The organism is Rhodococcoides fascians A44A (genome assembly GCF_000760735.1).
Lineage (GTDB): Bacteria > Actinomycetota > Actinomycetes > Mycobacteriales > Mycobacteriaceae > Rhodococcoides > Rhodococcoides fascians_E.
On the sequence record NZ_JMEX01000008.1, the window covers coordinates 899,870 to 923,759 of the forward strand.

The following is a 23,890-nucleotide window of genomic DNA, read 5'->3' on the forward strand; positions in this document are numbered from 1 at the left end:
TCCGAACGAGGTGTTCCAATTGTGTTGATATTCATGATCAAACGACTACTCGCCGCCATTCCCGTGCTGATTCTCGTGACCGTTCTGAGCTTCTCGATGATTCACCTCATTCCCGGCGACGCCGCAGTGGTCGCGGCGGGCGAGAACGCCACGGCAGAACAGATCGCCGAGACCAGAGCTCAACTCGGCCTCGACCAGAACATCGTGGTGCAGTACTTCAGCTGGGTCGGCAACCTGATGTCCGGCGACTTCGGAACGTCACTGCTGAGCAGCCACAAGAACATCGACGCGATACTCGAAGCACTGCCCGTGACGCTGTCTCTCGCGTTCGTCGCCCTGTCCTGGTCGCTGGTCGTCGGTGTACTCGCGGGTGTCATGGCGGGGTTGCGCCGAGGGACGTGGATCGACCGCACACTGACCGGACTGACGACGTTGGGAATCTCCATGCCGAGCTTCTGGCTCGGCCTTCTGTTCGTCACTTTCTTCTCCCTGCAGTTGCGACTCTTCCCCGCGACCGGATACGCACCGCTCAGCGAAGGTGTGGTGGCATGGTTCTCCCACCTCGCGCTGCCGGCGTTCGCCTTGGGAACCGTCACCGCCGCGGAGATCGCACGACAGGCCCGCGCCGGCGTCATCGATGTGCTCGAACGGGACTACATCCGTACCGCCACGGCCAAAGGGCTGCCCAGGTGGAAGGTCATCGTCAAGCACACGTCCAAGAACGCTGCGGTTCCTGTCGTCACCGTGTTCGGGCTTCAGGCGGCTGCGCTCATCGGAGGCGCCGTCATCATCGAGCAGGTGTTCGGGATGCCCGGCCTCGGATCCGTGGCACTGAAGGCCATTCTCGAGCGCGACTTCCCGGTGATCCAAGCGTTCGTCGTCGTGATCACCCTGTTCGTGCTCGTCATCAACCTCGCCGTCGACATCTCGTACGCGTACTTCAACCCGAAAGCCAGGCAATCATGACGAGCACACCACTCTCCGCGCCCCTGAGCGGTGCACGACGGCGTCTCGGTTCGTCGGCCGGCACGAAATCGAGGCCCGCACCCCCGTCGCCGGGCAGGATCTTCGTCCGTCGAATCCTGCGTTCGCGTACGAACGTCGTCTGCCTGACGTTCCTCGGCCTTCTCGGTGTGATCGCCGTGGCAGCGCCCTGGATCGCCCCGTACGACCCGGCTTATCAGAAGTTGGCTTCGGCATTCCTGCCGCTGTTCTCCGACGGTCACATTCTCGGGACGGATCAATTGGGACGCGACACCTTGAGTCGGCTCATCTACGCAACCCAGATCTCGCTGGTCGCTCCGCTCATCGCCGTCGGGTTCGCCGCCGCCACCGGCCTGCCCCTCGGGCTGCTCGCGGGCTACCTCGGCGGAAAGTTCGATTGGATCACCGGCCGCATCGCCGACGCGCTCATCGCTCTTCCCGCACTGGTCCTCGCACTGGCCATCATTGCCATCTTCGGTCCAGGCCTGGTCAACGCGATGCTCGCGGTCGGCGCCGCATCGGCGCCCCGACTGTTCCGTGTGGTGCGTGGTTCCACCATCAACGTACGCGAGGAAACCTACATCGAGGCGAGCAAGGTCGTCGGATGCTCCACTCCTCGAACGGTTCTGATGCACGTACTGCCGAACGTCAGGAGCCCGCTGCTGGTTCAGATCACGCTGATGCTCTCGCTGGCGTTGCTCGCGGAAGCCGGCCTGAGCTTCCTCGGCCTCGGCGTTCAACCGCCGACTGCAAGTTGGGGTTCCATGCTGCGTAGCGCATTCGACAACCGCTTTCAAAGCCCATGGATGGTTGTTCCCCCCGGTCTCGCGATCATGCTCACCATCTTGTCCCTGAACATGCTCGGCGACGGGATCCGCGATGCCGTCGGCCAGGAACGGAGGAAGTCATGACCTCTTCCCACACGCTACGAAAGCCCGAACGGACCGGCCACGGGTTGCTCAGCATCCGAGACCTCCAGGTGGAGTTCAGAACGGACTCCGGGTGGACGCCCGTCGTCACCGGAGCTCAGCTCGATCTGGAGCCGGGCGGTACGCGGGCGCTCGTCGGCGAATCAGGCTCCGGCAAGACGGTCACCGCGTTGTCGGTGCTCGGACTGCTCCCCAAGCACAACAGCCGGATCACCGGCGGAACAATCGAATTCGACGGTACCGACCTGCTGGGCAAGACCGAATCTCAGATGCGCCGCATCAGGGGCCGCGAGATCGCGATGATCTTCCAGGAGCCGATGACGAGCCTCAACCCCGTCTTCACCGTCGGCGAACAGATCGCCGAGACAGTGCGCGCGCACATGGGCAGATCACGCAAACAGGCATGGGCACGAGCAGTCGAGGTTCTGGACCTCGTCGGCATCCCCGCTGCCGCACGCCGTGCGAAGGACTATCCGCACAGCTTCAGCGGCGGCATGCGTCAACGGGCCATGATAGCGATGTCCATCGCCTGCGATCCCAAACTCCTGATCGCCGACGAGCCGACGACTGCGCTGGACGTCACGGTCCAGGCCGGCGTACTCCAGCTTCTCCGACGGCTGCAGGCCGACCTCGGTACAGCGGTGCTGTTGGTCACGCACGACCTCGGCGTGGTGGCGGACTTCTGCGACGAGGTGACCGTGATGTACGCGGGTGAACCCGTGGAAACCGGTCACGCGGACGAGGTGTTCGACGAACCACTGCATCCCTACACCGCGGGACTGTTGGCGTCTCTGCCGCAGCGAATCAAACCCGGCGACGACCTCGTTGCCATTCCCGGCATGGTGCCGCGCCCGGAGAACATGCCCGTCGGATGCCGCTTCGCTCCTCGCTGCAGCCATTCTCGGGCAGGAACATGCGACAGCAAGCATCCGGAGTCGATCGAGATCCGCGACGGAAGAAGCACACGGTGCGTGCGGGTCGTCGACGGCGAGATCGGAGACCTCCTGCCTGCACTTCCTATCGAAGCCGTCCCGGCGGCCACCGCCATCGACCCCGGCGATCTGGAGGAGATCCGATGACCGCACCCGAGAAGCAGGTCCTCCTGGACGTGCGAAACCTGTCCAAGTCGTTCGTTCGTTCGCGGGACGTCTTCGGCCGGCCACGCGAGACGGTCCAGGCCGTGCGCAACATCAGCGTCAGCGTTCGGACCGGTGAGACACTCGGCATCGTCGGCGAATCGGGATCCGGCAAATCCACACTCGGTAGGTCGATCCTGCGCTTGGAAGAACCCGAACAGGGCGAAGTGCTCTACCAGGGTGAGAACCTTCTCGACCTCCGACGCGGAGCACTACGTCGCAAGCGTCGAGAACTGCAGATGATCTTCCAGGACCCGTATGCGTCGCTGGACCCGACCAAGACCGTCGGCAATGCGATCGCGGAGCCCATGCGCATCTTCGATCGGCGCAGCCGGTCCGACTACGAGGACCGAGTCGCGTCGTTGCTGACCAAGGTCGGCCTCCGAACCGAGTTCGCCGCTCGCTATCCGGGCGAGATGTCCGGCGGCCAGAGGCAACGCGTCGCGATCGCCCGCGCGCTCGCGCTCGACCCCAAGATCATCGTCGCGGACGAGGCAGTGTCGGCGCTGGACGTGTCCACGCAGTCCGAGGTGATCAACCTGCTCGTGCACCTCACCAAGGAATTCGAACTGACCTGCCTGTTCATCTCGCACAACCTCGGCGTGGTCCGCCACATCAGCGACCGAATCGCCGTGATGTATCTGGGCCGAATCGTCGAGATCGGTACCGCCGCACAGGTGTACGAGTCACCACGACATCCGTACACCTACGCGTTGCTCTCGGCGATTCCCGTACCCGATCCCGCGATCCAACGTGCCCGCCCGAAAACGGTCCTCGACGGTGACGCACCCGATCCCGCACACCCGCCCGCGGGGTGCGCGTTCGCATCGCGATGCCCGCACGCACGAAAGATCTGCACGACAGACGAACCGGCACTCGAGACCCGTGACAACGGATCCCGATCCGCCTGCCATTTCGCCGATGAAGTGCGCTCCAGCCTGGCGGCACCGTCGCTCACCGGCTGACCCGGCATCTGTTACCCACGAGGGCCCCTGTTCCGCCGTTCGGGCGGAGCAGGGGCTCTCGTGGTTTCCCACCGCCCCCGGCTCCGATGACTCCATCTGTACCTGCCGATGCAGGTGAGCTGGAGCGGAACGGGACCAATTCACCCGCTGAGGATGATGATCTTGTTCGGTGCTGCCTGAGACCATTCGGGGACCTTCTGCCGAATGGAGCACCGAATCGTGGATTCCTTCTGGGATTTTCTGTGGTTGATCGTCGTCAGCTTTGCCTTCGTCGCCTACCTGATGGTGCTGTTCTCGATCATCGGCGACCTGTTCCGCGACCACAAGAGCTCCGGATGGGCCAAGGCTGTGTGGGTGCTGTTCCTCATCATCGCGCCGTTCCTGACCGCTCTCGTCTACATCATCGTCAAGGGCGGCGACATGACCAAGCGTCAGGTGCGGGCCCTCCAGCACGCCAAGGACGAGCAGGAGCAGTACATCAAGCAGGTCGCGGGGCGCACCTCTGCCGAGGAAATCGCGCACGCGAAGGAACTCCTGGATGCCGGCACTATCACCGAGGAGGAATTCGCGCAGCTCAAAGCCAAAGCCCTCACGTGAGCGTTCGCCTGCTTTCGGGTCGCTCCGCTCCTGCCGCCCCTGCTATACGTTTCTACTCACAGCGGCGGCTTCCTTCTCGAATGCATCCACTGTCGCGGCGATGGCCGGCAGCGTCGTCGCATTCGGCCTCGTCGCGAGTTCGTAGATCCTGCCCGCACGCACACCTGCCAGCGGTCGGGTGATCACACCCGGGTGCCCGACGGCGTAGCGCGGCATCAGTGCGACTCCGTGGCCTCGGGCAACGAGTTCCTCGGTGACCCGGAAGTCGTTGATGCGCTGAATCACTCGTGGCCGAACGCCCGTGGCAGCGGCGACCGACAGCAACACGTCGTCCACCGGGAACCCGTCGCGGACGCTGATCCACTCCTCGTCCACGAGCCGGCGCACGTCGACGGACTCCTCGGAGGCCAATCGATGTGTCAGGGGTAGAAGTAGATCGATGGGCTCTCGCATCAGCGTTCGCACTTCGAGGCGGGGCGCGGCCGTGGCGGGTGCACTGTCGTCGCGATGGGTCAGTACGACGTCGTAGTCGGCCAGCAGCGCAGGCACCGACGATGCAGGAACGTCCTCGTCGCGTGCATCGACCTGTGTTCCGCTGTCGTGCAACCGATTCAGCACACCCGGCAGCAGCAGCCCAGCACCCGAGGGAAACAACGCCACGCGCACGCGTCCCCGCGGCGATGCACCGTACGACGCCATCTCCGCGCTCGCCCGGTCCAGTGCGCCGAGCACCTCGTCGGCCCGCAGAACCAGTGCGGCACCCGCATCCGTGAGTCGGAGGCGTCGACCGTCGGGCTCGAGGAGCGGCACACCGGCCTCGCGAGCAAGGATCTTCAGTTGCTGCGACACCGCGGACGGGGTCATCGACAGGGCGTCGGCCACTGCCCCGGCCGTCCCTCGATCGGCGAACTCCCGGAGTATCCGCAACCGCTCCACGTTCATGTAGGGAATCTTAACTGTCAGTGCTGAATAATTCGATTGTGCTGATGCATTGAACTCCGCCACCATGGACCCGTGCCCACTCGTGACCGCCTCCTCGGAGTGACCGTGGCCGTGCTCTGGGGCTTGAACTTTCTCGCCATCCGCATCGGCCTCGACCATTTCCCACCGTTCTTCTTCGCTGCACTCCGGTTCCTGGTCATCGCCGTACCGGTGATCCTGTTCGTCCGCCGCCCGGACGTCCCCGTGAAGTGGCTCCTGCTCTACGGATTCGGGTTCGGCTTCCTTCAGTTCGCGTTCCTGTTCGCCGCGATGAACGCCGGAATGCCGACAGGCCTTGCCTCCCTGGTGCTGCAGTCCTCCGCACCGTTCACGATCATCCTCGGTGCTCTGCTGTTGCGCGAGAAGGTCAGCAGGCGTCAGATTCTGGGCATCACCGTCGCCGTCGCCGGAATGTGCCTCATCGGGTACGACCGCGCCCAAGCCGCGTCCCTGATACCCGTCGTACTCACTCTTCTCGCCGGGCTCGGATGGGCGTTCGGCAACCTCGGCAACCGCCTCGCCCGCGGGGAAGAACCGATGCGCTCGATGCTGTGGATGTGCGTCGTTCCACCGATCCCGATGCTCGCCCTCTCCACTGTGGTCGAAGGTCCGACCACCGGATGGCACGCTCTCGCCACCGCGTTCAGCTGGGACGGTTGGCCTGCGCTCGCCGGACTCGCCTACATCGTGCTGCTGGGGACGATCGCCGGATCCGGATTGTGGACGGTCCTGATCAGCCGCCACCCTGCAGGCGTCGTCGCACCGTTCTCACTGATGGTCCCCGTCGTCGGCATCGCGGGCGCCTGGATCTTCCTCGACGAGACCCCCAGCGTCCTGTCGATGGTGGGAGCAGCCGTCGTCATCGCCGGGTGCCTCGGCGGAATGTCGACCAGGCGAAGGACACGGACCGCCGCGACCACCGTGGAACCCTTACGCGTGTGAGACGTGGTGGGCCTCACAACCGCGCCGAGGGGGCCGCGCCACCGTCGACGCCGACGAGAATCCACCGGCAGGTTTGTGCCAGACTCGGCGCATGGTTCGAGCAGACGAGCGCAGAGCGGCTATCGGAGCGCGCGGCCGGCTGGCACTCCGGGCAGCCGAGGCTGCAACGTGGGCGTCACGCAAGGCAGGACGCGGCAAAGGGTCGATGATCGGCGGGCTCGTCGCCCTCAAGATCGACCCGGACATTCTGACCGGACTCGGGTCCGGGCGTCGCACCGTCGTCGTCACGGGAACGAACGGAAAATCGACGACGACGCGGATGACCGCCGCCGCGCTGGGGACGCTCGGCGACGTGGCGACTCAAGCCGACGGCGCCAACATGGACGCAGGAATCGTCGCTGCACTGCACGCACATTTCGATGCCCCGCTCGCAGCCCTCGAGGTGGACGAACTGCACGTCCCGCACGTCTGCGACGCCGTATCTCCCGCCGCGGTGGTACTTCTCAATCTCAGCCGCGACCAACTCGATCGCGTCGGCGAGATCAACATGATCGAACGCAAACTGCGTGCGGGTCTCGCACGACACCCGGAAACCGTCGTGATCGCCAACTGCGACGACGTGTTGGTCACTTCGGCTGCGTTCGACGCCCCGAACGTCGTGTGGGTCGCCGCCGGAGGCGGCTGGGCGGGCGACTCGGTGTCGTGGCCCCGCACCGGAGAACCGATCATCCGAGACGGCGAACACTGGTACTCGACCGGAAGCGACTTCGCCCGACCCACACCGGATTGGTGGCTCGACGAGAACAACCTGTACGGCCCCGACGGCCTCGTCGTACCGATGTCGTTGTCCCTTCCCGGAAAAGCCAACCGAGGCAACGCAGCTCAGGCCGTCGCTGCAGCAGTGACGCTGGGCGCGGATCCCCAGGACGCAGTGGCCGCCGCGTCGGGAGTCGACGAAGTGGCCGGTCGCTACTCCACGGTCCAGTACGGATCTCATTCCGTCCGAATGCTTCTCGCGAAGAACCCAGCAGGCTGGCAGGAGGCACTGTCGATGATCGACCCGACCGTCGACGGACTCGTCATCGCCGTCAACGGGCAGGTTCCGGACGGCGAGGACCTGTCCTGGCTGTGGGACGTGCGGTTCGAACACTTCGAGAACGTTGCCGTCGTCGCATCGGGGGAGCGCGCAACCGATCTCGGCGTGCGCCTGCTGTACGCGGGGTCGAAGCACACCACCGTCGCAGATCCGCTGAAGGCCATCGCATCCTGCCCACCAGGGCGAGTCGAGGTGCTGGCCAACTACACCGCGTTCCGCGACCTCGGGCGCGCACTCGCACGGGAGCACGGCAATGTCTGAATCCACCGTCCGCATAGGCCTGGTACTCCCCGATGTCATGGGGACGTACGGCGACAACGGAAACGCTTTGATCCTGCGGCAACGGCTCAGGATGCGGGACATCGACGCCGAGATCGTCCAGGTCACCCTGGGCGATCCCGTTCCCGAGTCGCTGGACGTCTACACCCTGGGCGGCGCCGAGGATTCCGCTCAGCGCCTCGCGACGCGGCATTTGACGCAGTACCCCGGCCTGCAGAACGCCGCGGCGCGCGGGGTCCCGGTGCTCGCGATCTGCGCCGCCATCCAGGTACTCGGTCACTGGTACGAGACCTCGTCCGGCGAAAAGGTCGACGGCATATCCCTGTTCGACGTCACGACGGCACCCCAGGAAACACGATCCATCGGTGAAGTCATCACCGAACCCGTCGTCACCGGTCTCACCGAGAAGCTCTCCGGATTCGAAAACCACCGTGGTGGAACAACTCTGGGACCCGATGCAAGTCCACTGGCGACGGTCACCCACGGCGTCGGCAACGGCGTCGGCGACGGCCGCGAAGGCGTCGTACAGGGGTCCGTGATCGGGACCTACATGCACGGTCCGGTCCTCGCCCGAAACCCCCAACTGGCCGATTACCTGCTCGAGCGGGCGACCGGGACCATCCTGGCCCCCCTCGATCTGGCGGAGGTCACACAGTTGCGTCGGGAGCGGCTCCGCCGCACGTGAGCAGAACGGAGCCTGCGGAGTGACGCGCAGGCTCCGCTCCACTCACGTGTCGCGGAGCGACCTCCTACCGGTCAGCGCCCTGCCCAGAGTCAATTCGTCGGCGAATTCCAGGTCCCCACCCATGGGGAGACCCGAGGCCAGCCGGCTGATGGCCAGACCGGGGAAATCGCGCATCATGCGCGCCAGGTAGGTCGCCGTCGCCTCTCCTTCGGTGTTGGGGTCGGTGGCGATGATCACCTCGGAGACGTCCACGCCGTCGTCCTGATTTCCGATGCGCACCAGAAGTTCTCGGATCCTGAGCTGGTCCGGACCGATGCCGTTGAGTGGATCGAGCGCACCGCCGAGGACATGGTATCGGCCCTTGAATTCGCGCGTACGCTCCACGGCCTGAACGTCTTTCGGCTCTTCGACGACGCAGATAATCGACCGATCCCGCCGCGGGTCGGCACAGATACGACACAGTTCCTTGTCCGAGACGGTGCCGCACACGGTGCAGAACTGAACTCCGTCACGTACACGCGCCAACGCTTTGATCAGCCGGTCCACCTCGGGCGGTTCGACGCCGAGGAGGTGAAAAGCTATCCGCTGAGCGCTCTTCGGCCCGACGCCGGGCATTTTGCCGAGCTCGTCGATCAGATCCTGTACAGGACCTTCGTACACCTCAGAATCCAGGTAGGCCGAGCGACCCACCGCCGAGGCCACCCGCCAGAGGGCCGAGCTTCTCCGCTGCGACCGCGGACGCCGACTTCGACGCGTCGGCGATGGCTCCGATGACGAGGTCCTGCAGCGTTTCGACGTCCTCCGGGTCGACGATCTTGGGGTCGATCACCAAGCCGACGAGTTCGCCGGTTCCCTTCACCGTCGCGGTGACGAGCCCGCCGCCCGCCTGACCGGTCACTTCTGCGTCGGCGATCTCCGCCTGGGCCGCCATCAACTGCTGCTGCATCTGCTGGGCCTGCTGCATGATCGAGGCGATGTCTGGCTGCTCACCGGGTTGCACAGTGATGTCCTCTCGGTTCGGGTACGTCACCTACGAGAGTAGTAGCCGAACACGCGGACGTGATCGTCCGCCAGCCCAGCGGCCAGACACGCGGCTCGGATCTCGTCCATCCGACCGGACTCGCCGGTTCCCCACACCGTGACCGAGCTGTCCAGCCTCATCCGCCTCGCGGCGGTGACCAGCGGGTCGAATCCGAGTTCGGTGTGGAAACTCATCACGCTGACACCGTCCACGTCGGGCAGGTCGGCGACATCCTCCGGCCGAGGGGTGTCCACCCACAGCGTGCCGAGCGTTCCTGCGGGCCACGAGCGAAGAACGGCGCGGGCGGCGGGGATGGACGGTTCGTCGACGAACATGTGCACACGTCGACCGTCGCCGAAACGAGGTCCGAATCCAGCGCCTATCGGCGCGATTCGCGTGCGCGTGCCGACCTCGACCGAATCCAGCCACCGCGACATCATCGTGCTCTCGTGCGACGGCGTGTACTCGATGTCGACGATGCCGTGCGCCGCGTCGAACCGTCGGACACGAAAATCCCGCTCGTCGACGCCGGGGAATCGCAACTGTTCGGCTATCGCGTCCTCGTCCCAATCACGCTGGTAGCTCCCGGCCGACAGAAGCGACGTCATTCGCATCGTGCCTGGTCGTGGCCTGCCGATCGCCAACGTGTGCATCGTCGGCACCGCGGCGTCGATGACGCCGTGCGGATACTCCACAGCCCGCTCCCTTCACCCCGACCGTGACTTGAGTAAGGCTAAACTTTGCTCGAAGTTTGCCACACGTCGGCCCCTGTCGACACGTGAACACGCCTTAAGCTGCAGATATGCAAGAGTCTCGACCCAGCCGTCGCCGCGTGACCCTCGAAAAATTGATCGAGACGGGCATCTCGCTGACGTTGCCGAACCTGACCGTCAAGGCATTGGCGGAAGAATTGGGTGTCAGCATCGTCGCCGTGTACAACAACATCGACAGCCTGGATGCACTCAGAACCGCGGTGGCGGAAGAGATCCTCGCTCGATGGGAGTTCCCCATCCCTGACGCGGACGCCACGCTCGAGGAATCGCTGATGGACCTCAGCCTGCGTTTGCGCTCCCTGGTCCACCGTAATCCAGGTATCGCTCGGTATCTCCTCGACATCGGGACGTCATCGCCGGGCGCGCTGGCGCGGATCGACGAGGTGCAGATGGAATATTCGACGTTGTACGAGCTGACGCCCAAGCAAGCGAACTTCATCGTGACGGTGGTCGCGGAGCACGCGGTGGCGTTGTCGGAGATGGTGCACGTCGAGGGACGTGAGCGGGAGGACGACGCGGCAGTCCTCGCGAGGTCGGATCTGAAGCTGATTCCGCGCACCATCGACGGAAAGAAGCGTGACGACGACTCGAACTACGAGTGGTCGATGCGCGCCCTCATCATGGGCGCATCGGTCGTCATCGACCACCCGCGGTTCTCGACCTACTAGCGGACCTCGCGCTCGAGATTGGCCAAAGTCTGTGCCTGGATCTTCTTCAGACCGAGCGGCGCGAAGGTCTTCTCGAAGAAGCCACCGATGCCACCGGCGCCTTTCCACTCGGTCGTGGTGGTGACCTCGCTGCCAGCTCCCGACGGGGCAACGGTCCAGGTGGTGACCATCGAGGAGTTGGCGTCGCGTTCGACGATGGTGGAGCCGTCGACCGCGACGGTCGCCTTCACGTTGCGCGACCGCTTCGAGGTGGCCTGCAGTGTCCACTGCGCGACGGTGCCGTTGCCCTGACCGCCCTCGACGACGGTGTAGTCGAGGTACTGCTCGGGGAGGATCCGCGGGCGTACCGTCTCGTAGTCGACGAGTGCCGCCAACACCTGCTCGGGTGCCTGAGCGATGGTGATGGAACTGCTGGCGCTTACCTGTGCCACGTGGTGTCTCCTCGGGTCGACGCGAATTGTGAGTCCTGGCGCTCCATCCTGCCCTTCCCGATGACCCGGACGGGAACAGGATGTCAGTGTGTGTGACAGGGTTCACCGGGATTTATTTAGCTGCACAAACGACATGCATGCTGCATACATTTGTCCGTAATGCCTCGTTCGACGACAACATTTACGTGAAATTTCGCAGTCGAGGCCGCATACTCGGTGGCTCCGCGGCACGCCTGGATATAGCGTCTTCATGTGCCATCTGCGATTGCTCTTCCCCGACGTAGGCCCGCCCCGCGAGAAAGCGGATTCGCCGCACATCGTGCCGGCGTGGAACTGCTGCTCGAGAGTTACCGCGCCATCCCCGCTTCCGCAACCGTGCGCCTGGCGAAGAAGACCTCGAACCTCTTCCGCGCCCGCGCGGCATCGACGGCCCCCGGCCTCGACGTATCGGGCCTGACGAGCGTCATCACGGTCAACCCACAGGACCGGACGGCCGACGTCGCCGGAATGTGCACGTACGAGGACCTCGTCGCCGCGACGCTTCCGTACGGTCTGGCACCGTTCGTCGTACCGCAGCTCAAGACCATCACCCTCGGTGGCGCGGTCACCGGCCTCGGCATCGAGAGCACGTCGTTCCGTAACGGGCTGCCTCACGAATCGGTCCTGGAGATCGACATCCTCACCGGCAGCGGGACCGTCGTCACCGCCACTCCCGACGGCGAGAATTCCGACCTGTTCTGGGGTTTCCCCAACTCCTACGGAACGCTCGGATACTCGACCCGCCTGAAAATCCAGCTCGAGCCCGTGCTGCCGTACGTGGAGTTGCGCCACCTCCGTTTCCACGACCTCGACGTCATGCAGGCCACGATGGACGACATCGTGCGGGACCGCTCCTACGAGGGCATCGGAGTGCAGTACCTCGACGGCGTCGTGTTCACGCCGGAGGAGAGTTACCTGACCCTCGGCGTCCAGACTTCCGCTCCCGGTCCGGTCAGCGAGTACCACGCCGGGTCCGAGATCTACTACCGTTCGATACAGCAGAAGACCACCGACCGCCTGACCATCGCCGATTACCTGTGGCGTTGGGACACCGACTGGTTCTGGTGCTCCCGTGCGTTCGGAACTCAGAACCCCAGGATCAGGCGTTTCTGGCCCAAGAAGTACCGCCGGTCCAGCTTCTACTGGAAATTGATCGCGCTCGACCGTAAGTACGACATCGCCGATCGACTCGAAGCCCGCAAGGGAAACCCGCCGCGCGAACGGGTGGTTCAGGACATCGAGGTCCCGATCGAGAACACGGCCTCGTTCCTGCGGTGGTTCCTGAAGGAAATCCCCATCGAGCCACTGTGGTTGTGCCCGTTGCGACTTCGCGAGCCGGCCCCTCCCGGCGCCGACGCTGCGCGCCCGTGGCCCCTCTACCCCCTCGAACCGAAACGAACCTACGTCAACGTCGGCTTCTGGTCCTCGGTCCCCATCGTCCCCGGTGAGCCCGACGGTGCGGCCAACCGCGCCATCGAGAAGAAGGTCACCGATTTCGACGGCCACAAGTCGCTCTACTCCGATGCGTTCTACTCCGAAGCCGAGTTCTCCGAGCTCTACGGCGGCGAGAGGCTCGCAGAACTGAAGAAACGATACGACCCCGATTCCCGATTGCTGGATCTGTATTCGAAGGCGGTGCAAGGAAAATGACAACGTTCAAGGAACCCACGGCGCAGGACGCGCACCGAGCGAACAAGCTTACCATCTCTCAGATCCTCGAGCTTCTGTCCGACGGAAACATCCCACTGCGCTTCACCGCGTACGACGGAAGCGCCGCAGGCCCCGAGGACGCGACCCTCGGCCTCAACCTCAAGAGTCCCCGCGGAACCACCTACCTGGCAACAGCTCCCGGCGACCTCGGAATGGCACGCGCCTACGTCTCCGGTGACCTCGAAGCCGTCGGCGTCCATCCCGGAGACCCGTACGACATCCTCCGCGTCATGGGCGACGAACTGCATTTCCGGCGCCCCGGCGCGCTGACCCTGGCGTCGATCACTCGCTCGCTCGGCTGGGATCTGTTGCGACCCATCGCACCTCCTCCGCAGGAAGTGGTGCCGAGGTGGCGTCGAATCGCCGAAGGCCTTCGCCACTCGAAGACGCGCGACGCCGACTCGATCTCCCACCACTACGACGTGTCGAACACGTTCTACGAGTACGTCCTCGGGCCGTCGATGACGTACACCTGCGCCGCGTACACCTCGGAGGACGATTCGCTCGAGGCCGCGCAGGAGAACAAGTACCGACTCGTGTTCGAGAAGCTCGGCCTGAAGGAAGGCGACCGACTGCTCGACATCGGTTGCGGCTGGGGCGGAATGGTGCGATACGCCGCACGCCGTGGCGTCAAGACCATCGGCGCGACGTTGTCGAAGGAACAGGCGGCATGGGCGCAGAAGGCGATTGCCGAGGAAGGACTGTCCGACCTCGCGGAGGTTCGCTTCTCCGACTACCGCGACATTCCGGAATCGAACTTCGACGCGGTGTCCTCGATCGGCCTGACCGAACACATCGGCGTGCAGAACTACCCGGCGTACTTCGAAGCGATCAAGTCGAAACTGCGCGTCGGCGGCCGGGTGTTGAACCACTGCATCACCCGCCCGGACAACCGGAGTCACGCCCGCGCCGGATCCTTCATCGACCGATACGTCTTCCCCGACGGTGAACTGACCGGCTCCGGCCGCATCATCACCGAAATGCAGGACGTGGGCCTCGAGGTCCGGCACGAGGAGAACCTACGTGAGCACTACGCGCTGACCCTGAAGGCGTGGTGCAAGAACCTGGTGGACAACTGGGATGCCTGCGTCGCCGAAGCCGGCGAGGGAACCGCACGCGTATGGGGCCTGTACATGGCCGGCTCACGTCTCGGCTTCGAGCGCAATGTCGTTCAGCTGCACCAGGTCCTCGGCGTCAAGCTCGGACCGAAGGGCGCTGCCGACGTACCCCTGCGCCCCTGGTGGGAGGGCTAACCGTGGTAGTGCCTCGGATCGCCCGCGGCGCTGGCCGGCGGTAGGTTGCGCGCCGGAGTCTGCACCAGCGGACTGTCCGGCGCGATCCGCCCGGTTGCCCGGTCCCATCCGGCCCTGGCCCGCGGATGCATGCGGCGCCTGCGCGGAACCAGCGAGAACGCCGCATTCACTCCCCGCCCCACCAACTCGAACAACTTCTCGTCACGGTCGTTCCACGTATAGCCCAAGAGCTGACGCACCGGCTCGTCGTACATTCCCACCGTCATCCACACGACACCGCGTGCGATCGGCACCCGCATGACCGCCCACACTGCGTCGGGGATCCAGGTCGCAAGGGGCGGCTGCTCGATCTGCGACAGATCGAGTACTCCTCGGGTTGCCCTGTTGTCCTCGAGAACCTCGGTGCACATGCGCTTCCAGTAGAGCTGAAAGTCCTCCCAGGTCTCCGGCACAGGTTTCATGCTCATGCCGTACAGCCGGTACCACTGAACGTGTTCGGTGAAAAGTTGCCGCTTCTGGTCCTCGCTGACCCCGCCCATGAAGTGCTGGGCAGTCAGGACAGTGCCCATGAAGAACGTCGCATGCGCCCAGTAGAACGTCTCCGGGTCGAGTGCGTGGTACCGCCTGCCCTGTGAGTCGATGCCCTTGATGTCGGTGTGGTAGCCGCGCACCTGCAGCGCGGTCTGTTCCGCCCGGTCGCCGTCGAACACCACGCCGCCGATGGGGTAGAGCGATCGGTAGAGCCGCTCCCACCGTTCGTCGAAGAACTTGGAGTGTTGCTCGACGCCAGCCCCGAGACCCGGGTGCATGTTCTGCATCGACCCCGCCCAGACGCCTTGGAGCAGGCCCCGCCAGTCCCCGAAGTACTTCCAGGTGAGTGAGTCAGGTCCGAGCGGCTCATTCTGACTACGCATGTTGTCAGCTTATGATTGACAACATGCGTAGTCAATCCCTCGCGGACAGGCAGTACCAGCGCTATCACGCCCTGCTCGACGCAGGGATCGAGATGCTGGGAGACCCGAAGGCTCCGTCGGTCACCGTCCGGGCGGTCTGCCGCACGGCGGGACTCACCGAGCGGTACTTCTACGAGAGCTTCACCGACCGCGACACGTTCATCCGCGCGGTGTACGGCCACGTCGGCGAGCTCGCGCGCGCCGCCATCGCCGGCGCGGTACCAGCCACCAGTCCGGAGGCCCCGGTGCGCGCGTTCGTCGAACTGGTCCTCGACCAGCCCAGCGTCGGTCGCGTCCTGCTGCTGGCACCGATGTCCGAGTCCGCCATCAGCGGCAGCGGCCTCGCGCTCGCACCGACGTTCGTCTCCCTGGTCGAAGCGCAGCTGAAGGGACTCTCCGAGGACGACAGGCATCTGGTTGCCGTGGGTGTCGTCGGCGCGCTCACCGCACTGTTCGTCGGATACCTGGACGGGACCGTCCGCACACCGCGAGAGAAGTTCGTAGCCCATTGCGTCCGACTGGTTTCCGACGCTTCCACCCTCGTGCCATGATCGACCCGACCGCACCACCGACGCACATGCCCCAGGAGTGAAGATGTCCGATCTCGATCAGTCGTTCCAGCAAGCTCAAGTCGACGTCAAGACCCTCACCTCCAAGCCGAGCAACGACGACCTGCTGAGCCTGTATTCGTTGTACAAGCAAGGTTCGAACGGCGACGTCACGGGTAAGCGTCCGGGAAGACTGGACATGGTGAACCGCGCCAAGTATGACGCCTGGGCGAAGCTCGAGGGCACCAGCCAGGATTCGGCGAAGCAGTCCTACGTCGACCTGGTCGGAAAGCTTCTCGGCTGACCCGGCGGGCGTCGCGGTCACCGGCGAGGAAAGGGACCGCGTGCGCGACTACGACGAAGCCGACCTGAAGATCGACAAGCCCAAGACACACGCGGCCGGACCCGTCGCCGTTGCGGTGTCGATGAAACGCGCACTCGGACACATGGGGCCGGTGCGCACCGCCAAGACCCTCCTCGACCTCAATCAGGCCGAGGGCTTCGACTGCATGAGCTGCGCGTGGCCGGACCCTGATCCCGGCCACCGCCACGCGGCAGAGTTCTGCGAGAACGGCGCGAAAGCAGTTGCCGAAGAGGCGACGACGACCCGCGCGACGCCAGAGTTCTTCGCGGCCCACAGTATCGCCGAGCTCGACTCCAAGAGCGAACACTGGCTCGGCCAGCAAGGTCGCATCACCCACCCGATGGTCAAACTTCCCGGCGGGCGGTTCTACGAGCCGATCGACTGGGACGACGCGTTCCGACTCATCGGCGAGCAACTCAGGTCCCTGAACTCCCCCGACGAGGCGATCTTCTACACCTCGGGCCGCGCGTCGAACGAATCCGCCTTCGTGTACCAGCTTTTCGCCCGTGCGTTCGGCACCAACAACCTGCCCGACTGTTCCAACATGTGCCACGAGTCGACGTCGATCGCTCTGCAGGAGACCATCGGTATCGGCAAGGCCAGCGTCACCCTCCAGGACGTGTACGACGCCGAGCTGATCGTCCTCGCAGGCCAGAACCCCGGCACCAACCATCCACGCATGCTGTCCGCGCTGGAGAAGGCGAAGCAGAACGGCGCCAAGATTCTGTCGATCAACCCGTTGCGCGAAGCCGGACTGGTCAACTTCAAGAATCCACAGACGCCCCGCGGGATGGTCGGGCCGGGAACGGACCTGTCCGACTTCCACCTCCCCATTCGTGTGAACGGTGACCTCGCACTGTTCCAGGCCATCGGGTCGCTGCTCGTCGAGTGGGACGCGATCGACCACGCCTTCGTCGAGCAGTACACCACCGGCTTCGAATCCTGGCGCGACAACGTCACCGCCGTCGACTGGGACGTCGTGACCGCGTCGACGGGCCTGTCCCGACACCAGATCACCGAGGCCGCGCAGATGCTGCGCGACTCGAAGGCCACCGTCTTCTGCTGGGCGATGGGCCTGACGCAGCACCGCAACGCCGTCGCGACCATCAAGGAACTGACCAATCTCGCGTTCGCGCAGGGCAACATCGGAAAGCCCGGCGCCGGATTGCTTCCGGTTCGTGGTCACTCGAACGTCCAGGGCGACCGGACCATGGGAATCTGGGAACGGGTGCCCGATCACTTCCTCGATTCCATCCAGGCCGAGTTCGGCTTCGACCCGCCGCGCGAGCACGGCCTCGACACCGTCGATTCCATCCGAGCCATGCGCGACGGAAAGGCCAGTTTCTTCCTCGGCCTCGGCGGCAACTTCGTTCAGGCGACGCCGGACTCGACGGTGACGCATCTGGCGATGCGACGCATGGCGATGACGGTGCACATCTCCACGAAGATCAACCGCTCGCACCTGGTCACCGGCGACATCGCCCTCATCCTCCCTACTCTCGGCCGCACCGAGAAGGACGTTCAGGCGACCGGCGAGCAGTGGATTTCGGTCGAGGACTCGACGTGCTCGGTGCACTCGTCGCGCGGGCCGCTGAAGCCGGCGAGCGATCTGCTCAAATCCGAGGTCGCCATCCTGACCGGTATCGCCGAAGCAGCCGTCGGAGATCGCCACGGGATCGACTGGAAGGGCATGCGCGAGAACTACAGCACCATCCGCTCGCACATCTCACGCGTCGTCAACGGGTGCGAGGGCTACGAGGTCAATGTCCGACGGCCCGGCGGTTTCGTGCTTCCGCATCCACCTCGGGATTCACGAACGTTCGAGACAAAGTCGGGTAGAGGCGAATTCACGACGTCGCCGATCGACGTACTGCATGTGCCCGACGGCCACCTGCTGTTGCAGACGTTGCGCAGCCACGATCAGTTCAACACCACGATCTACGGCCTGAGCGATCGGTACCGCGGAATCGAAGGCGGACGACGCGTGGTGTTCGTGCATCGCGAGGACATCGCGGCGCTCGGTTTTCAGGACGGCGACATCGTGGACTTGCTGACGCGGTGGGAGGACGACGACGTCGACCGCTGCGCCGACGGCTTCCGCATCGTCGAGTACGACACTCCGCGCGGCTGCGCGGCGGCGTACTACCCGGAGACCAATCCCCTTGTCCCACTCGATTCGACGGCCACCGACAGCAACTGCCCGACCTCGAAGTCCGTGGTGATCCAGCTCGTTCGCACGGGAACCTCGCACGCATGTGCAAGCGACGGAACGCAGGATCGCGTCGGATCCGACGAGGCGCACAAGAACCACCCGCAGCCGCGGCATCTCAGCTGACCCCTATGTGAGTGGAAATGTAGGCCATGGGGCAGGAGCGGAGCCTGCGGAGCGACCAGAAGGCACTACATTTCCACTCACATCAAACCAGGGCGCGCCCCGCGCGAATTCTGGACCGCACGTCCCACAGCAGCACGTTGAAGGGCATTTCCCGGACCACCTGAGGCGTCACTCGGTTGATCACGGCGAGGGTGCCCATGAGCCGATCGAACCGCTTCTGCTTGATCGGGTCCCACGGCAGTTCCATTTCGTCCCTGAACCGTTCGGGGAGAAACCCGGTGGTCACGAACCGCATGAACGGGCCGATGAAAGGATGCAGCACTCGGGGTTTGACGAACGTCGCCGACGCGATTCCGTGGAGATACCGACGGATGGTCGGGTCGATGTGCACGTCGGCCAGCGCTGCGTCCCAGTACTTCTCGAACGTGATGCGGTCCGCGGGCCACATGTCGCGCGGCATCTGCAACGTCGATCCGAGAACGTGGCATCGCTGGTACATCTCGTCGAGGAACTCCGGGTCGGGTTCGTCGTAGAGCGCGTAGTAGACGTCCTCGAAGCCTCGGTACAGGCATGCTGCTACCCACAGCTGCAGGTTCGGGTCGAAGGCGTTGTACTTCACGGGACTGTCCGCCGTGGACTTGACTGCCGCGTGAGATCTGTTGGTCGCCTTACGGTACGCAGCCTTGACGTCGTCGTCGCCCATGCCCGCAACGGCGAGATAGGACAGCGTGGTCCGGGTCCGCTTCACCGGATGTCGGTTGATCTGGCCGCTTTCGACGCGACTCTCGAACACTCCGTACCCGACGGCCGGATGTCCCAGTTGCATGATGACGTTGGCGCCACCGGCGAGCAGGCCGACCCCGGTCATCGATTTGCGGAGCAGTTCGTTGTCGACTGTCATGGCGAACCCTTCTGATCGGATATCTGCATACGTGCGTGTGCAGATGACGCTAGGCGCGCTGCACGATCGGTGTCAAGATGTGTTCATGGCCGAATCACCGCGCACCTACGGCGGAGTCGACGGCTCGGCCAGGGTCGCCGAACGTCGCCGAGCCCTCGTCGAAGCGGGCCTCGACCTGCTCGGAACGACCGAACCGGAACTGACCGTGCGCGGCGTCTGCCGCCGAGCAGGCGTCGCCTCGCGCTACTTCTACGAGAGCTTCGGCGACAAGAACGACCTGATGGAAGCGGTGTACGACCACGTGATCGGCGAAATCACGACGACGACCCTGGCAGCCGTCGGCGCCGCACCCGACACCGAACACGACCGCGTCCACGCCGCAGTACACACGATCGTGCGTCTGGTCGCCGAGGACCCACGCCGAGGCCGACTGCTCTTCTCGGCGACCCTGAGCAACGACGTTCTCGCCGCCAAACGATCCGAGTCGACACAGATGTTCGCCGGACTGCTCGCCTCGCAGGCCAGCGAGTTCTACGCCACCGACACCATCGAACGCCTCGACCTCACGACCCACTTCGTCGTCGGCGGCTTCGCCCAGGTGTTGACCTCATGGCTGGGCGGCGAACTGATTCTCGAAGAGAATGCCGTGGTCGACTGGTGCACGGACCTACTCCTCGCCGCCGCCCCTACCGGGTCCCGCCCCGGCCATTCCGCAGGCTCCACTCCTGCCTGGTCCGGTCATTCCGCAGGCTCCACTCCTGCCCACTCTGGTCATTCCGCAGGCTCCACTCCTGCCCACTCTGGTCATTCCGCAGGCTCCACTCCTGCGTAAGCAGGCGTCACGGAAGACCGAGGTGCGCGACCAGGCGCTCCGCCCCGTCGGCGAACTGCCTGCGCATAAGCTCGCCGACCGTGTCGAAGTCGCATCGCGAGAAGGCCGCGATCAGAGCGTCGTGACTGCGGACCGATTGCTCGCCCCACGACGGATCCGAGGCGTAGAGCCTGGCCGGGGTATAACGGATTGCCCCGAAGAGGAACCACGCCAATTTCTTGCCGCCCGCCACCCGGTTGATGAAGCGGTGGAACTCGAATTCGCAGGTTTCGACGGCCTGTGCGTCGGCGCGCGCCACGGCGTCCCGCAGCCGGGCGTTGAGGCCGACGAGCCCTTCGATCTGCACGTCGGTGATGACTCGTGCTGCTCGTCTGGCGAGCTTGCTGGCGATGGTGCCTTGCAGCCAGAAGATGTCGTCGATGTCCTCGCGGCTGAGTTCGCCGACGCGGTAGCCGCGATTGGGCACTTGCTCGACGAGTCCCTCACCGCGCAGCGTCACGAGCGCTTCGCGGACGGGAGTAGCACTGACGCCGAGATCTGCTGCGGTGTCGTCGATGCGCACGAACGTGCCCGGCCCGAGCACTCCCGACATGATCTGCGCTCGCAGGCGCGCCGCAACCTCTTCCGACAGTTGCGGTCGCCGTCGCAGTACCGAAGCAGTCACAGCCCGTATGTCTTGCCGATGATGTCACGCTGAATTTCGTTGGTACCGCCGTAGATCGACGAGACGAGCGTGGTGCGGACGTGCTTCTCCATGTCGAATTCGGTGGCGTAGCCGTAGCCGCCCATCATCTGCATGCCTTCGAGTGCGACTTTCTTGGCGGTTTCGGTCAACTTCAGTTTCGCCATCGACGCTTCCCGCGGGAACAGCTTCGTCGGGTTCTCGTCGACGAGCCGGGCGACGTGGTACACCAGTAGCCGACCGCATTCGATCTCGGTCGCAAGGTCTGCCACGCGGTGACGCAGTGCTTGGAAGGTGCCGACGGGACGACCGAATTGCTTGCGTTGCGTGATGAATTCGAGGGTGTCGTCGAATGCGCGCTGCGCCGTCCCGAGCATCATCGCCGCCAAGATGAGGCGTTCGATGTTCAGGCCCGTCATCAGCTGCGCCCATCCTTGCCCTTCGACTCCGACCACCGAATCCTCGGGGAGCAGGCAATCGGTGAAATAGAGGTCGTTGACCTCCTTGCCACCCATCGTGCCGATTCCCACGATGTTGAGGCCGTCGATGTCGGCGGGCACATCGAACATCGTCAATCCCTCGTGCTTCCCTTCCCCGCGCTCCTGTCGGGTCGCTCCACCGGCTACGCTCCTGCCGGTTCGCGCAACCAACAGAATGCGATCCGCGAAGTGCGCGTTGGAGCACCAGGTCTTCTGGCCGTTGATGAGCCAGCCACCCTCGGTCTTCTCGGCCTTGCAACTGAGGTTGCCGACGTCGGAGCCTGCTTCCGGTTCGGACATCGAGATCGAATAACTCTTTCCCTCGACGATGCCGCCGAGCACCGTTTCCTTCTGCGACGCGGTGCCGAACTTCTCGTAGGCGGCGCCGGTGATCAGCGTCGGGCCGATGCCGCCGATCGGGGCCATGCCCTTGGCTGCTTGTTCGAGCAGAATGCACATGTCGACGACGCTGCCGTCGGCTCCGCCGTACTCCTCGGGAATCGTCGCGCCCAGCCATCCGAGTTCGGCCATCTTGTCGTACAGGCCTTGGTTGTGGGTGTGCTGTCCGTGCTCGGTCAACGCGTCGCGCTGCTCTCGAGTACCGGCTTCGCGAGCGCAGAACGCTGCGACCGCCGCGGCGAAGGATGCTTGTTCCTGGGTGAAGTCCGTACTCATGAAGTGCTCCAGACGGTAGAGGGCCGGGATGCGAAGGGTTGTCATCGACCGGACGCGGCGCATAGTGTGAGCTCCACAACAGTAAATCACATCAAATATATGTGATGCGATTTCGACAACGCGGAGGACAACCATGACGGACCAGGTCGTAGAGACGAAAGCCCGTACGTTCGACAGCCTCGACCCACGCACCGGTGACGTACTCGCTACCTATCCGATTGCCGGGGACGCCGAGGTGTCGGCCGCAGTCGATCGCGCACGGTCCGCCGCCAGGTGGTGGGACGTCCAGGGGTTCACCGGCCGCAAACGGTGGCTGCTCGAATTCAAGAGCGCCATCGCGCGTGACGCGAAATCTCTCGCCGACGTCATCGCCTCCGAGAGCGGCAAGCCCGACGAGGACGCGCTGCTCGAGGTCATGCTGGGCGTCGAACACATCGACTGGGCCGCCAGAAACGCCGAGAAGATTCTGAAACAACGCAAGGTGTCCTCCGGCTTGATCAGCCCCAACCAGCAGGCCTACGTCGGGTACCGGCCGTTCGGCGTCGTCGGCGTCATCGGGCCGTGGAACTACCCGCTCTACACCCCGATGGGATCCATCGCGTACTCGCTCGCTGCCGGCAACACCGTGGTGTTCAAGCCCAGCGAACTGACTCCGGGCGTCGGGGTCTGGCTGGCACAGAAGTGGGAGTCCATCGCTGCTGCTCATCCGGTGTTCCAGACGATCACCGGCGACGGCTCGACCGGAACTGCGCTGTGCACCGCCGGTGTGGACAAGATCGCGTTCACCGGGTCCACCGCGACCGCCAAGAAGGTCATGGCGACATGCGCCCAGTCCCTCACTCCGTTGGTCGCCGAGTGCGGAGGAAAGGACGCCATGCTCGTCGACGTCGACGCGAATCTCGATGCGGCAGTGGAGTTCGCGACCTTCGGCGCCATGGGCAACGCCGGCCAGACGTGCGCGGGCGTCGAGCGCATCTACGTCGCCGCCCCGGTCTACGACGAGTTCTTGCGGAAGTTCGCCGCGTCGGCGAAGGCCCTGAAACCCGGCGGCGCGGGCACGTCCTCGTACGGCCCGATGACATTGGGCAAGCAGAGCGGCATCGTCCGATCCCAGATCGAGGACGCTCTCGCCAAGGGTGGCAGAGCCGTTCTGGGAGGCCTGGATTCGCTGCACGGCCCGTACATCGACCCGGTGATTCTCACCGACGTACCCGAGAACTCCACAGCGATCACCGAGGAGACGTTCGGCCCCACCGTCGTCGTGAACAAGGTTCGCGATCTCGACGAGGGCATCGAACGCGCCAACGCATCGTCCTACGGCCTCGGTGCATCGGTGTTCACCAAGGACAACGCAGCCGGACGACGTGCGGCGGAGAAGCTCGCCTGTGGCGTCGTGACCGTCAACTCCGTCCTGGGCTTCGCCGGCATTCCAGCGCTGCCGTTCGGCGGAACCGGGGACTCCGGCTTCGGCCGCATCCACGGCGCCGACGGTCTCCGCGAGTTCAGTACCGTCAAATCCCTTGCCGTGCAAAAGTTCGCCGCGCCGCTCAATCTACTGACGATGCGAAGAAAAGCGCGCGATCTCAAGATCTCCGCACTGGTGCTCAAGCTTCGCCACGGCAGAGGCTGACG

The 23,890-nt window shown here is 64.7% G+C and carries 25 protein-coding genes; 16 read left to right on the top strand and 9 right to left on the bottom strand.

Features of this window, described 5'->3' with window-relative positions; all coding sequences use genetic code 11:
- Positions 1 to 33 precede the first annotated feature (33 nt).
- From BH95_RS16560 to BH95_RS16580, 5 genes are all read left to right on the top strand, one after another.
- Positions 34 to 966: an ABC transporter permease gene (locus BH95_RS16560; RefSeq protein ID WP_020111006.1), complete on the top strand. Its 933-nt coding sequence runs from the start codon at positions 34 to 36 to the stop codon at positions 964 to 966.
- Positions 963 to 1,895 (top strand): ABC transporter permease, encoded by a 933-nt coding sequence (locus BH95_RS16565; protein ID WP_020111007.1) that lies wholly within the window; start codon positions 963 to 965, stop codon positions 1,893 to 1,895. Before BH95_RS16560 ends, BH95_RS16565 begins: the two co-directional genes overlap by 4 nt.
- Positions 1,892 to 2,992, top strand: coding sequence for an ABC transporter ATP-binding protein (locus tag BH95_RS16570; protein ID WP_052060072.1), 1,101 nt, complete (start codon positions 1,892 to 1,894; stop codon positions 2,990 to 2,992). Before BH95_RS16565 ends, BH95_RS16570 begins: the two co-directional genes overlap by 4 nt.
- Positions 2,989 to 4,014: an ABC transporter ATP-binding protein gene (locus BH95_RS16575; RefSeq protein WP_033190085.1), complete on the top strand. Its 1,026-nt coding sequence runs from the start codon at positions 2,989 to 2,991 to the stop codon at positions 4,012 to 4,014. The genes BH95_RS16570 and BH95_RS16575 overlap by 4 nt, the downstream gene beginning before the upstream one ends.
- A 204-nt stretch (positions 4,015 to 4,218) precedes the next feature.
- On the top strand, positions 4,219 to 4,611 hold the full coding sequence (locus BH95_RS16580) for an SHOCT domain-containing protein (RefSeq protein ID WP_019662919.1): 393 nt from the start codon (positions 4,219 to 4,221) through the stop codon (positions 4,609 to 4,611).
- 42 nt (positions 4,612 to 4,653) lie between these two features.
- Here BH95_RS16580 and BH95_RS16585 read toward each other — a convergent pair whose 3' ends face one another.
- Positions 4,654 to 5,553: a LysR family transcriptional regulator gene (locus BH95_RS16585; protein ID WP_019662918.1), complete on the bottom strand. Its 900-nt coding sequence runs from the start codon at positions 5,551 to 5,553 to the stop codon at positions 4,654 to 4,656.
- 72 nt (positions 5,554 to 5,625) lie between these two features.
- Between BH95_RS16585 and BH95_RS16590 the strand changes: the two genes are divergently transcribed.
- From BH95_RS16590 to BH95_RS16600, 3 genes are all read left to right on the top strand, one after another.
- Complete coding sequence (locus tag BH95_RS16590; RefSeq protein ID WP_037183180.1) at positions 5,626 to 6,534, top strand: EamA family transporter; 909 nt, start codon at positions 5,626 to 5,628, stop codon at positions 6,532 to 6,534.
- Positions 6,535 to 6,625: 91 nt separating this feature from the next.
- The gene (locus BH95_RS16595) at positions 6,626 to 7,891 is read left to right on the top strand and encodes a Mur ligase family protein (protein WP_037183183.1); all 1,266 of its coding nucleotides are present in this window, start codon (positions 6,626 to 6,628) and stop codon (positions 7,889 to 7,891) included.
- Positions 7,884 to 8,594, top strand: coding sequence for a type 1 glutamine amidotransferase (locus BH95_RS16600; protein WP_026347396.1), 711 nt, complete (start codon positions 7,884 to 7,886; stop codon positions 8,592 to 8,594). The genes BH95_RS16595 and BH95_RS16600 overlap by 8 nt, the downstream gene beginning before the upstream one ends.
- A gap of 42 nt (positions 8,595 to 8,636) precedes the next feature.
- Here the strand turns inward: BH95_RS16600 and recR are convergent, their stop codons facing one another.
- Genes recR through BH95_RS16615 form a run of 3 tightly spaced genes read right to left on the bottom strand, consistent with a single transcriptional unit; the run spans position 8,637 to position 10,310 of the window.
- Positions 8,637 to 9,254, bottom strand: coding sequence for a recombination mediator RecR (recR, locus tag BH95_RS16605; protein ID WP_026347395.1), 618 nt, complete (start codon positions 9,252 to 9,254; stop codon positions 8,637 to 8,639).
- Position 9,255: 1 nt separating this feature from the next.
- Complete coding sequence (locus BH95_RS16610) at positions 9,256 to 9,594, bottom strand: YbaB/EbfC family nucleoid-associated protein (protein ID WP_026347394.1); 339 nt, start codon at positions 9,592 to 9,594, stop codon at positions 9,256 to 9,258.
- A 26-nt stretch (positions 9,595 to 9,620) separates the two neighbouring features.
- Complete coding sequence (locus tag BH95_RS16615) at positions 9,621 to 10,310, bottom strand: siderophore-interacting protein (RefSeq protein WP_019662912.1); 690 nt, start codon at positions 10,308 to 10,310, stop codon at positions 9,621 to 9,623.
- Between the two features lie 107 nt (positions 10,311 to 10,417).
- Here BH95_RS16615 and BH95_RS16620 point away from each other — a divergent pair, with 107 nt between their 5' ends.
- The gene (locus BH95_RS16620; RefSeq protein WP_230621045.1) at positions 10,418 to 11,056 is read left to right on the top strand and encodes a TetR/AcrR family transcriptional regulator; all 639 of its coding nucleotides are present in this window, start codon (positions 10,418 to 10,420) and stop codon (positions 11,054 to 11,056) included.
- Here the strand turns inward: BH95_RS16620 and BH95_RS16625 are convergent.
- Complete coding sequence (locus BH95_RS16625) at positions 11,053 to 11,487, bottom strand: SRPBCC family protein (protein WP_019662910.1); 435 nt, start codon at positions 11,485 to 11,487, stop codon at positions 11,053 to 11,055. The genes BH95_RS16620 and BH95_RS16625 overlap by 4 nt on opposite strands.
- A gap of 264 nt (positions 11,488 to 11,751) precedes the next feature.
- On the opposite strand from BH95_RS16625, the gene BH95_RS16630 reads away from it, so the two are divergent.
- Together BH95_RS16630 and BH95_RS16635 are read left to right on the top strand one after the other, a co-directional pair.
- Positions 11,752 to 13,176, top strand: a complete 1,425-nt coding sequence (locus BH95_RS16630; protein ID WP_230621072.1) for an FAD-binding oxidoreductase — start codon at positions 11,752 to 11,754, stop codon at positions 13,174 to 13,176.
- Complete coding sequence (locus BH95_RS16635; protein ID WP_037108397.1) at positions 13,173 to 14,489, top strand: class I SAM-dependent methyltransferase; 1,317 nt, start codon at positions 13,173 to 13,175, stop codon at positions 14,487 to 14,489. The genes BH95_RS16630 and BH95_RS16635 overlap by 4 nt, the downstream gene beginning before the upstream one ends.
- Here BH95_RS16635 and BH95_RS16640 read toward each other — a convergent pair.
- Positions 14,486 to 15,403 carry an oxygenase MpaB family protein gene (locus BH95_RS16640; protein WP_080738027.1) on the bottom strand — a complete coding sequence of 306 codons (918 nt, stop codon included), beginning with the start codon at positions 15,401 to 15,403 and terminating at the stop codon, positions 14,486 to 14,488. The two genes, BH95_RS16635 and BH95_RS16640, sit on opposite strands and share 4 nt — an antisense overlap.
- 11 nt (positions 15,404 to 15,414) lie before the next feature.
- Here BH95_RS16640 and BH95_RS16645 point away from each other — a divergent pair, with 11 nt between their 5' ends.
- Genes BH95_RS16645 through BH95_RS16655 form a run of 3 tightly spaced genes read left to right on the top strand, consistent with a single transcriptional unit; the run spans position 15,415 to position 18,689 of the window.
- Entirely contained in the window at positions 15,415 to 15,993 is a 579-nt protein-coding gene (locus BH95_RS16645) for a TetR/AcrR family transcriptional regulator (RefSeq protein WP_037183190.1), read from the top strand.
- Between the two features lie 43 nt (positions 15,994 to 16,036).
- Complete coding sequence (locus BH95_RS16650; protein ID WP_026347392.1) at positions 16,037 to 16,294, top strand: acyl-CoA-binding protein; 258 nt, start codon at positions 16,037 to 16,039, stop codon at positions 16,292 to 16,294.
- A gap of 40 nt (positions 16,295 to 16,334) precedes the next feature.
- Positions 16,335 to 18,689: an FdhF/YdeP family oxidoreductase gene (locus BH95_RS16655; protein ID WP_037183193.1), complete on the top strand. Its 2,355-nt coding sequence runs from the start codon at positions 16,335 to 16,337 to the stop codon at positions 18,687 to 18,689.
- A gap of 82 nt (positions 18,690 to 18,771) precedes the next feature.
- On the opposite strand, the gene BH95_RS16660 is transcribed toward BH95_RS16655, so the two are convergent.
- Positions 18,772 to 19,590, bottom strand: coding sequence for an oxygenase MpaB family protein (locus BH95_RS16660; RefSeq protein ID WP_033190081.1), 819 nt, complete (start codon positions 19,588 to 19,590; stop codon positions 18,772 to 18,774).
- An 85-nt stretch (positions 19,591 to 19,675) separates the two neighbouring features.
- Between BH95_RS16660 and BH95_RS16665 the strand changes: the two genes are divergently transcribed.
- Positions 19,676 to 20,422, top strand: a complete 747-nt coding sequence (locus tag BH95_RS16665; protein ID WP_019662902.1) for a TetR/AcrR family transcriptional regulator — start codon at positions 19,676 to 19,678, stop codon at positions 20,420 to 20,422.
- Between the two features lie 7 nt (positions 20,423 to 20,429).
- Here BH95_RS16665 and BH95_RS16670 read toward each other — a convergent pair whose 3' ends face one another.
- Together BH95_RS16670 and BH95_RS16675 are read right to left on the bottom strand one after the other, a co-directional pair.
- Positions 20,430 to 21,086, bottom strand: a complete 657-nt coding sequence (locus BH95_RS16670) for a GntR family transcriptional regulator (protein WP_019662901.1) — start codon at positions 21,084 to 21,086, stop codon at positions 20,430 to 20,432.
- Positions 21,083 to 22,258: an acyl-CoA dehydrogenase family protein gene (locus BH95_RS16675; protein ID WP_026347391.1), complete on the bottom strand. Its 1,176-nt coding sequence runs from the start codon at positions 22,256 to 22,258 to the stop codon at positions 21,083 to 21,085. Before BH95_RS16675 ends, BH95_RS16670 begins: the two co-directional genes overlap by 4 nt.
- 133 nt (positions 22,259 to 22,391) lie before the next feature.
- Between BH95_RS16675 and BH95_RS16680 the strand changes: the two genes are divergently transcribed.
- Positions 22,392 to 23,888, top strand: coding sequence for an aldehyde dehydrogenase family protein (locus BH95_RS16680; protein WP_037183196.1), 1,497 nt, complete (start codon positions 22,392 to 22,394; stop codon positions 23,886 to 23,888).
- Positions 23,889 to 23,890 lie beyond the last annotated feature (2 nt).

Bases quoted from the DNA above. Each gene is read 5' to 3' on its own strand.
- BH95_RS16560 (WP_020111006.1), top strand. From the start codon at position 34: ATGATCAAACGACTACTCGCCGCCATTCCCGTGCTGATTCTCGTGACC.
- BH95_RS16565 (WP_020111007.1), top strand. From the start codon at position 963: ATGACGAGCACACCACTCTCCGCGCCCCTGAGCGGTGCACGACGGCGT.
- BH95_RS16570 (WP_052060072.1), top strand. From the start codon at position 1,892: ATGACCTCTTCCCACACGCTACGAAAGCCCGAACGGACCGGCCACGGG.
- BH95_RS16575 (WP_033190085.1), top strand. From the start codon at position 2,989: ATGACCGCACCCGAGAAGCAGGTCCTCCTGGACGTGCGAAACCTGTCC.
- BH95_RS16580 (WP_019662919.1), top strand. From the start codon at position 4,219: ATGGAGCACCGAATCGTGGATTCCTTCTGGGATTTTCTGTGGTTGATC.
- BH95_RS16585 (WP_019662918.1), bottom strand. From the start codon at position 5,553: ATGAACGTGGAGCGGTTGCGGATACTCCGGGAGTTCGCCGATCGAGGG.
- BH95_RS16595 (WP_037183183.1), top strand. From the start codon at position 6,626: ATGGTTCGAGCAGACGAGCGCAGAGCGGCTATCGGAGCGCGCGGCCGG.
- BH95_RS16600 (WP_026347396.1), top strand. From the start codon at position 7,884: ATGTCTGAATCCACCGTCCGCATAGGCCTGGTACTCCCCGATGTCATG.
- BH95_RS16620 (WP_230621045.1), top strand. From the start codon at position 10,418: ATGCAAGAGTCTCGACCCAGCCGTCGCCGCGTGACCCTCGAAAAATTG.
- BH95_RS16635 (WP_037108397.1), top strand. From the start codon at position 13,173: ATGACAACGTTCAAGGAACCCACGGCGCAGGACGCGCACCGAGCGAAC.
- BH95_RS16640 (WP_080738027.1), bottom strand. From the start codon at position 15,403: ATGCGTAGTCAGAATGAGCCGCTCGGACCTGACTCACTCACCTGGAAG.
- BH95_RS16645 (WP_037183190.1), top strand. From the start codon at position 15,415: ATGATTGACAACATGCGTAGTCAATCCCTCGCGGACAGGCAGTACCAG.
- BH95_RS16650 (WP_026347392.1), top strand. From the start codon at position 16,037: ATGTCCGATCTCGATCAGTCGTTCCAGCAAGCTCAAGTCGACGTCAAG.
- BH95_RS16660 (WP_033190081.1), bottom strand. From the start codon at position 19,590: ATGACAGTCGACAACGAACTGCTCCGCAAATCGATGACCGGGGTCGGC.
- BH95_RS16665 (WP_019662902.1), top strand. From the start codon at position 19,676: ATGGCCGAATCACCGCGCACCTACGGCGGAGTCGACGGCTCGGCCAGG.
- BH95_RS16675 (WP_026347391.1), bottom strand. From the start codon at position 22,258: ATGAGTACGGACTTCACCCAGGAACAAGCATCCTTCGCCGCGGCGGTC.
- BH95_RS16680 (WP_037183196.1), top strand. From the start codon at position 22,392: ATGACGGACCAGGTCGTAGAGACGAAAGCCCGTACGTTCGACAGCCTC.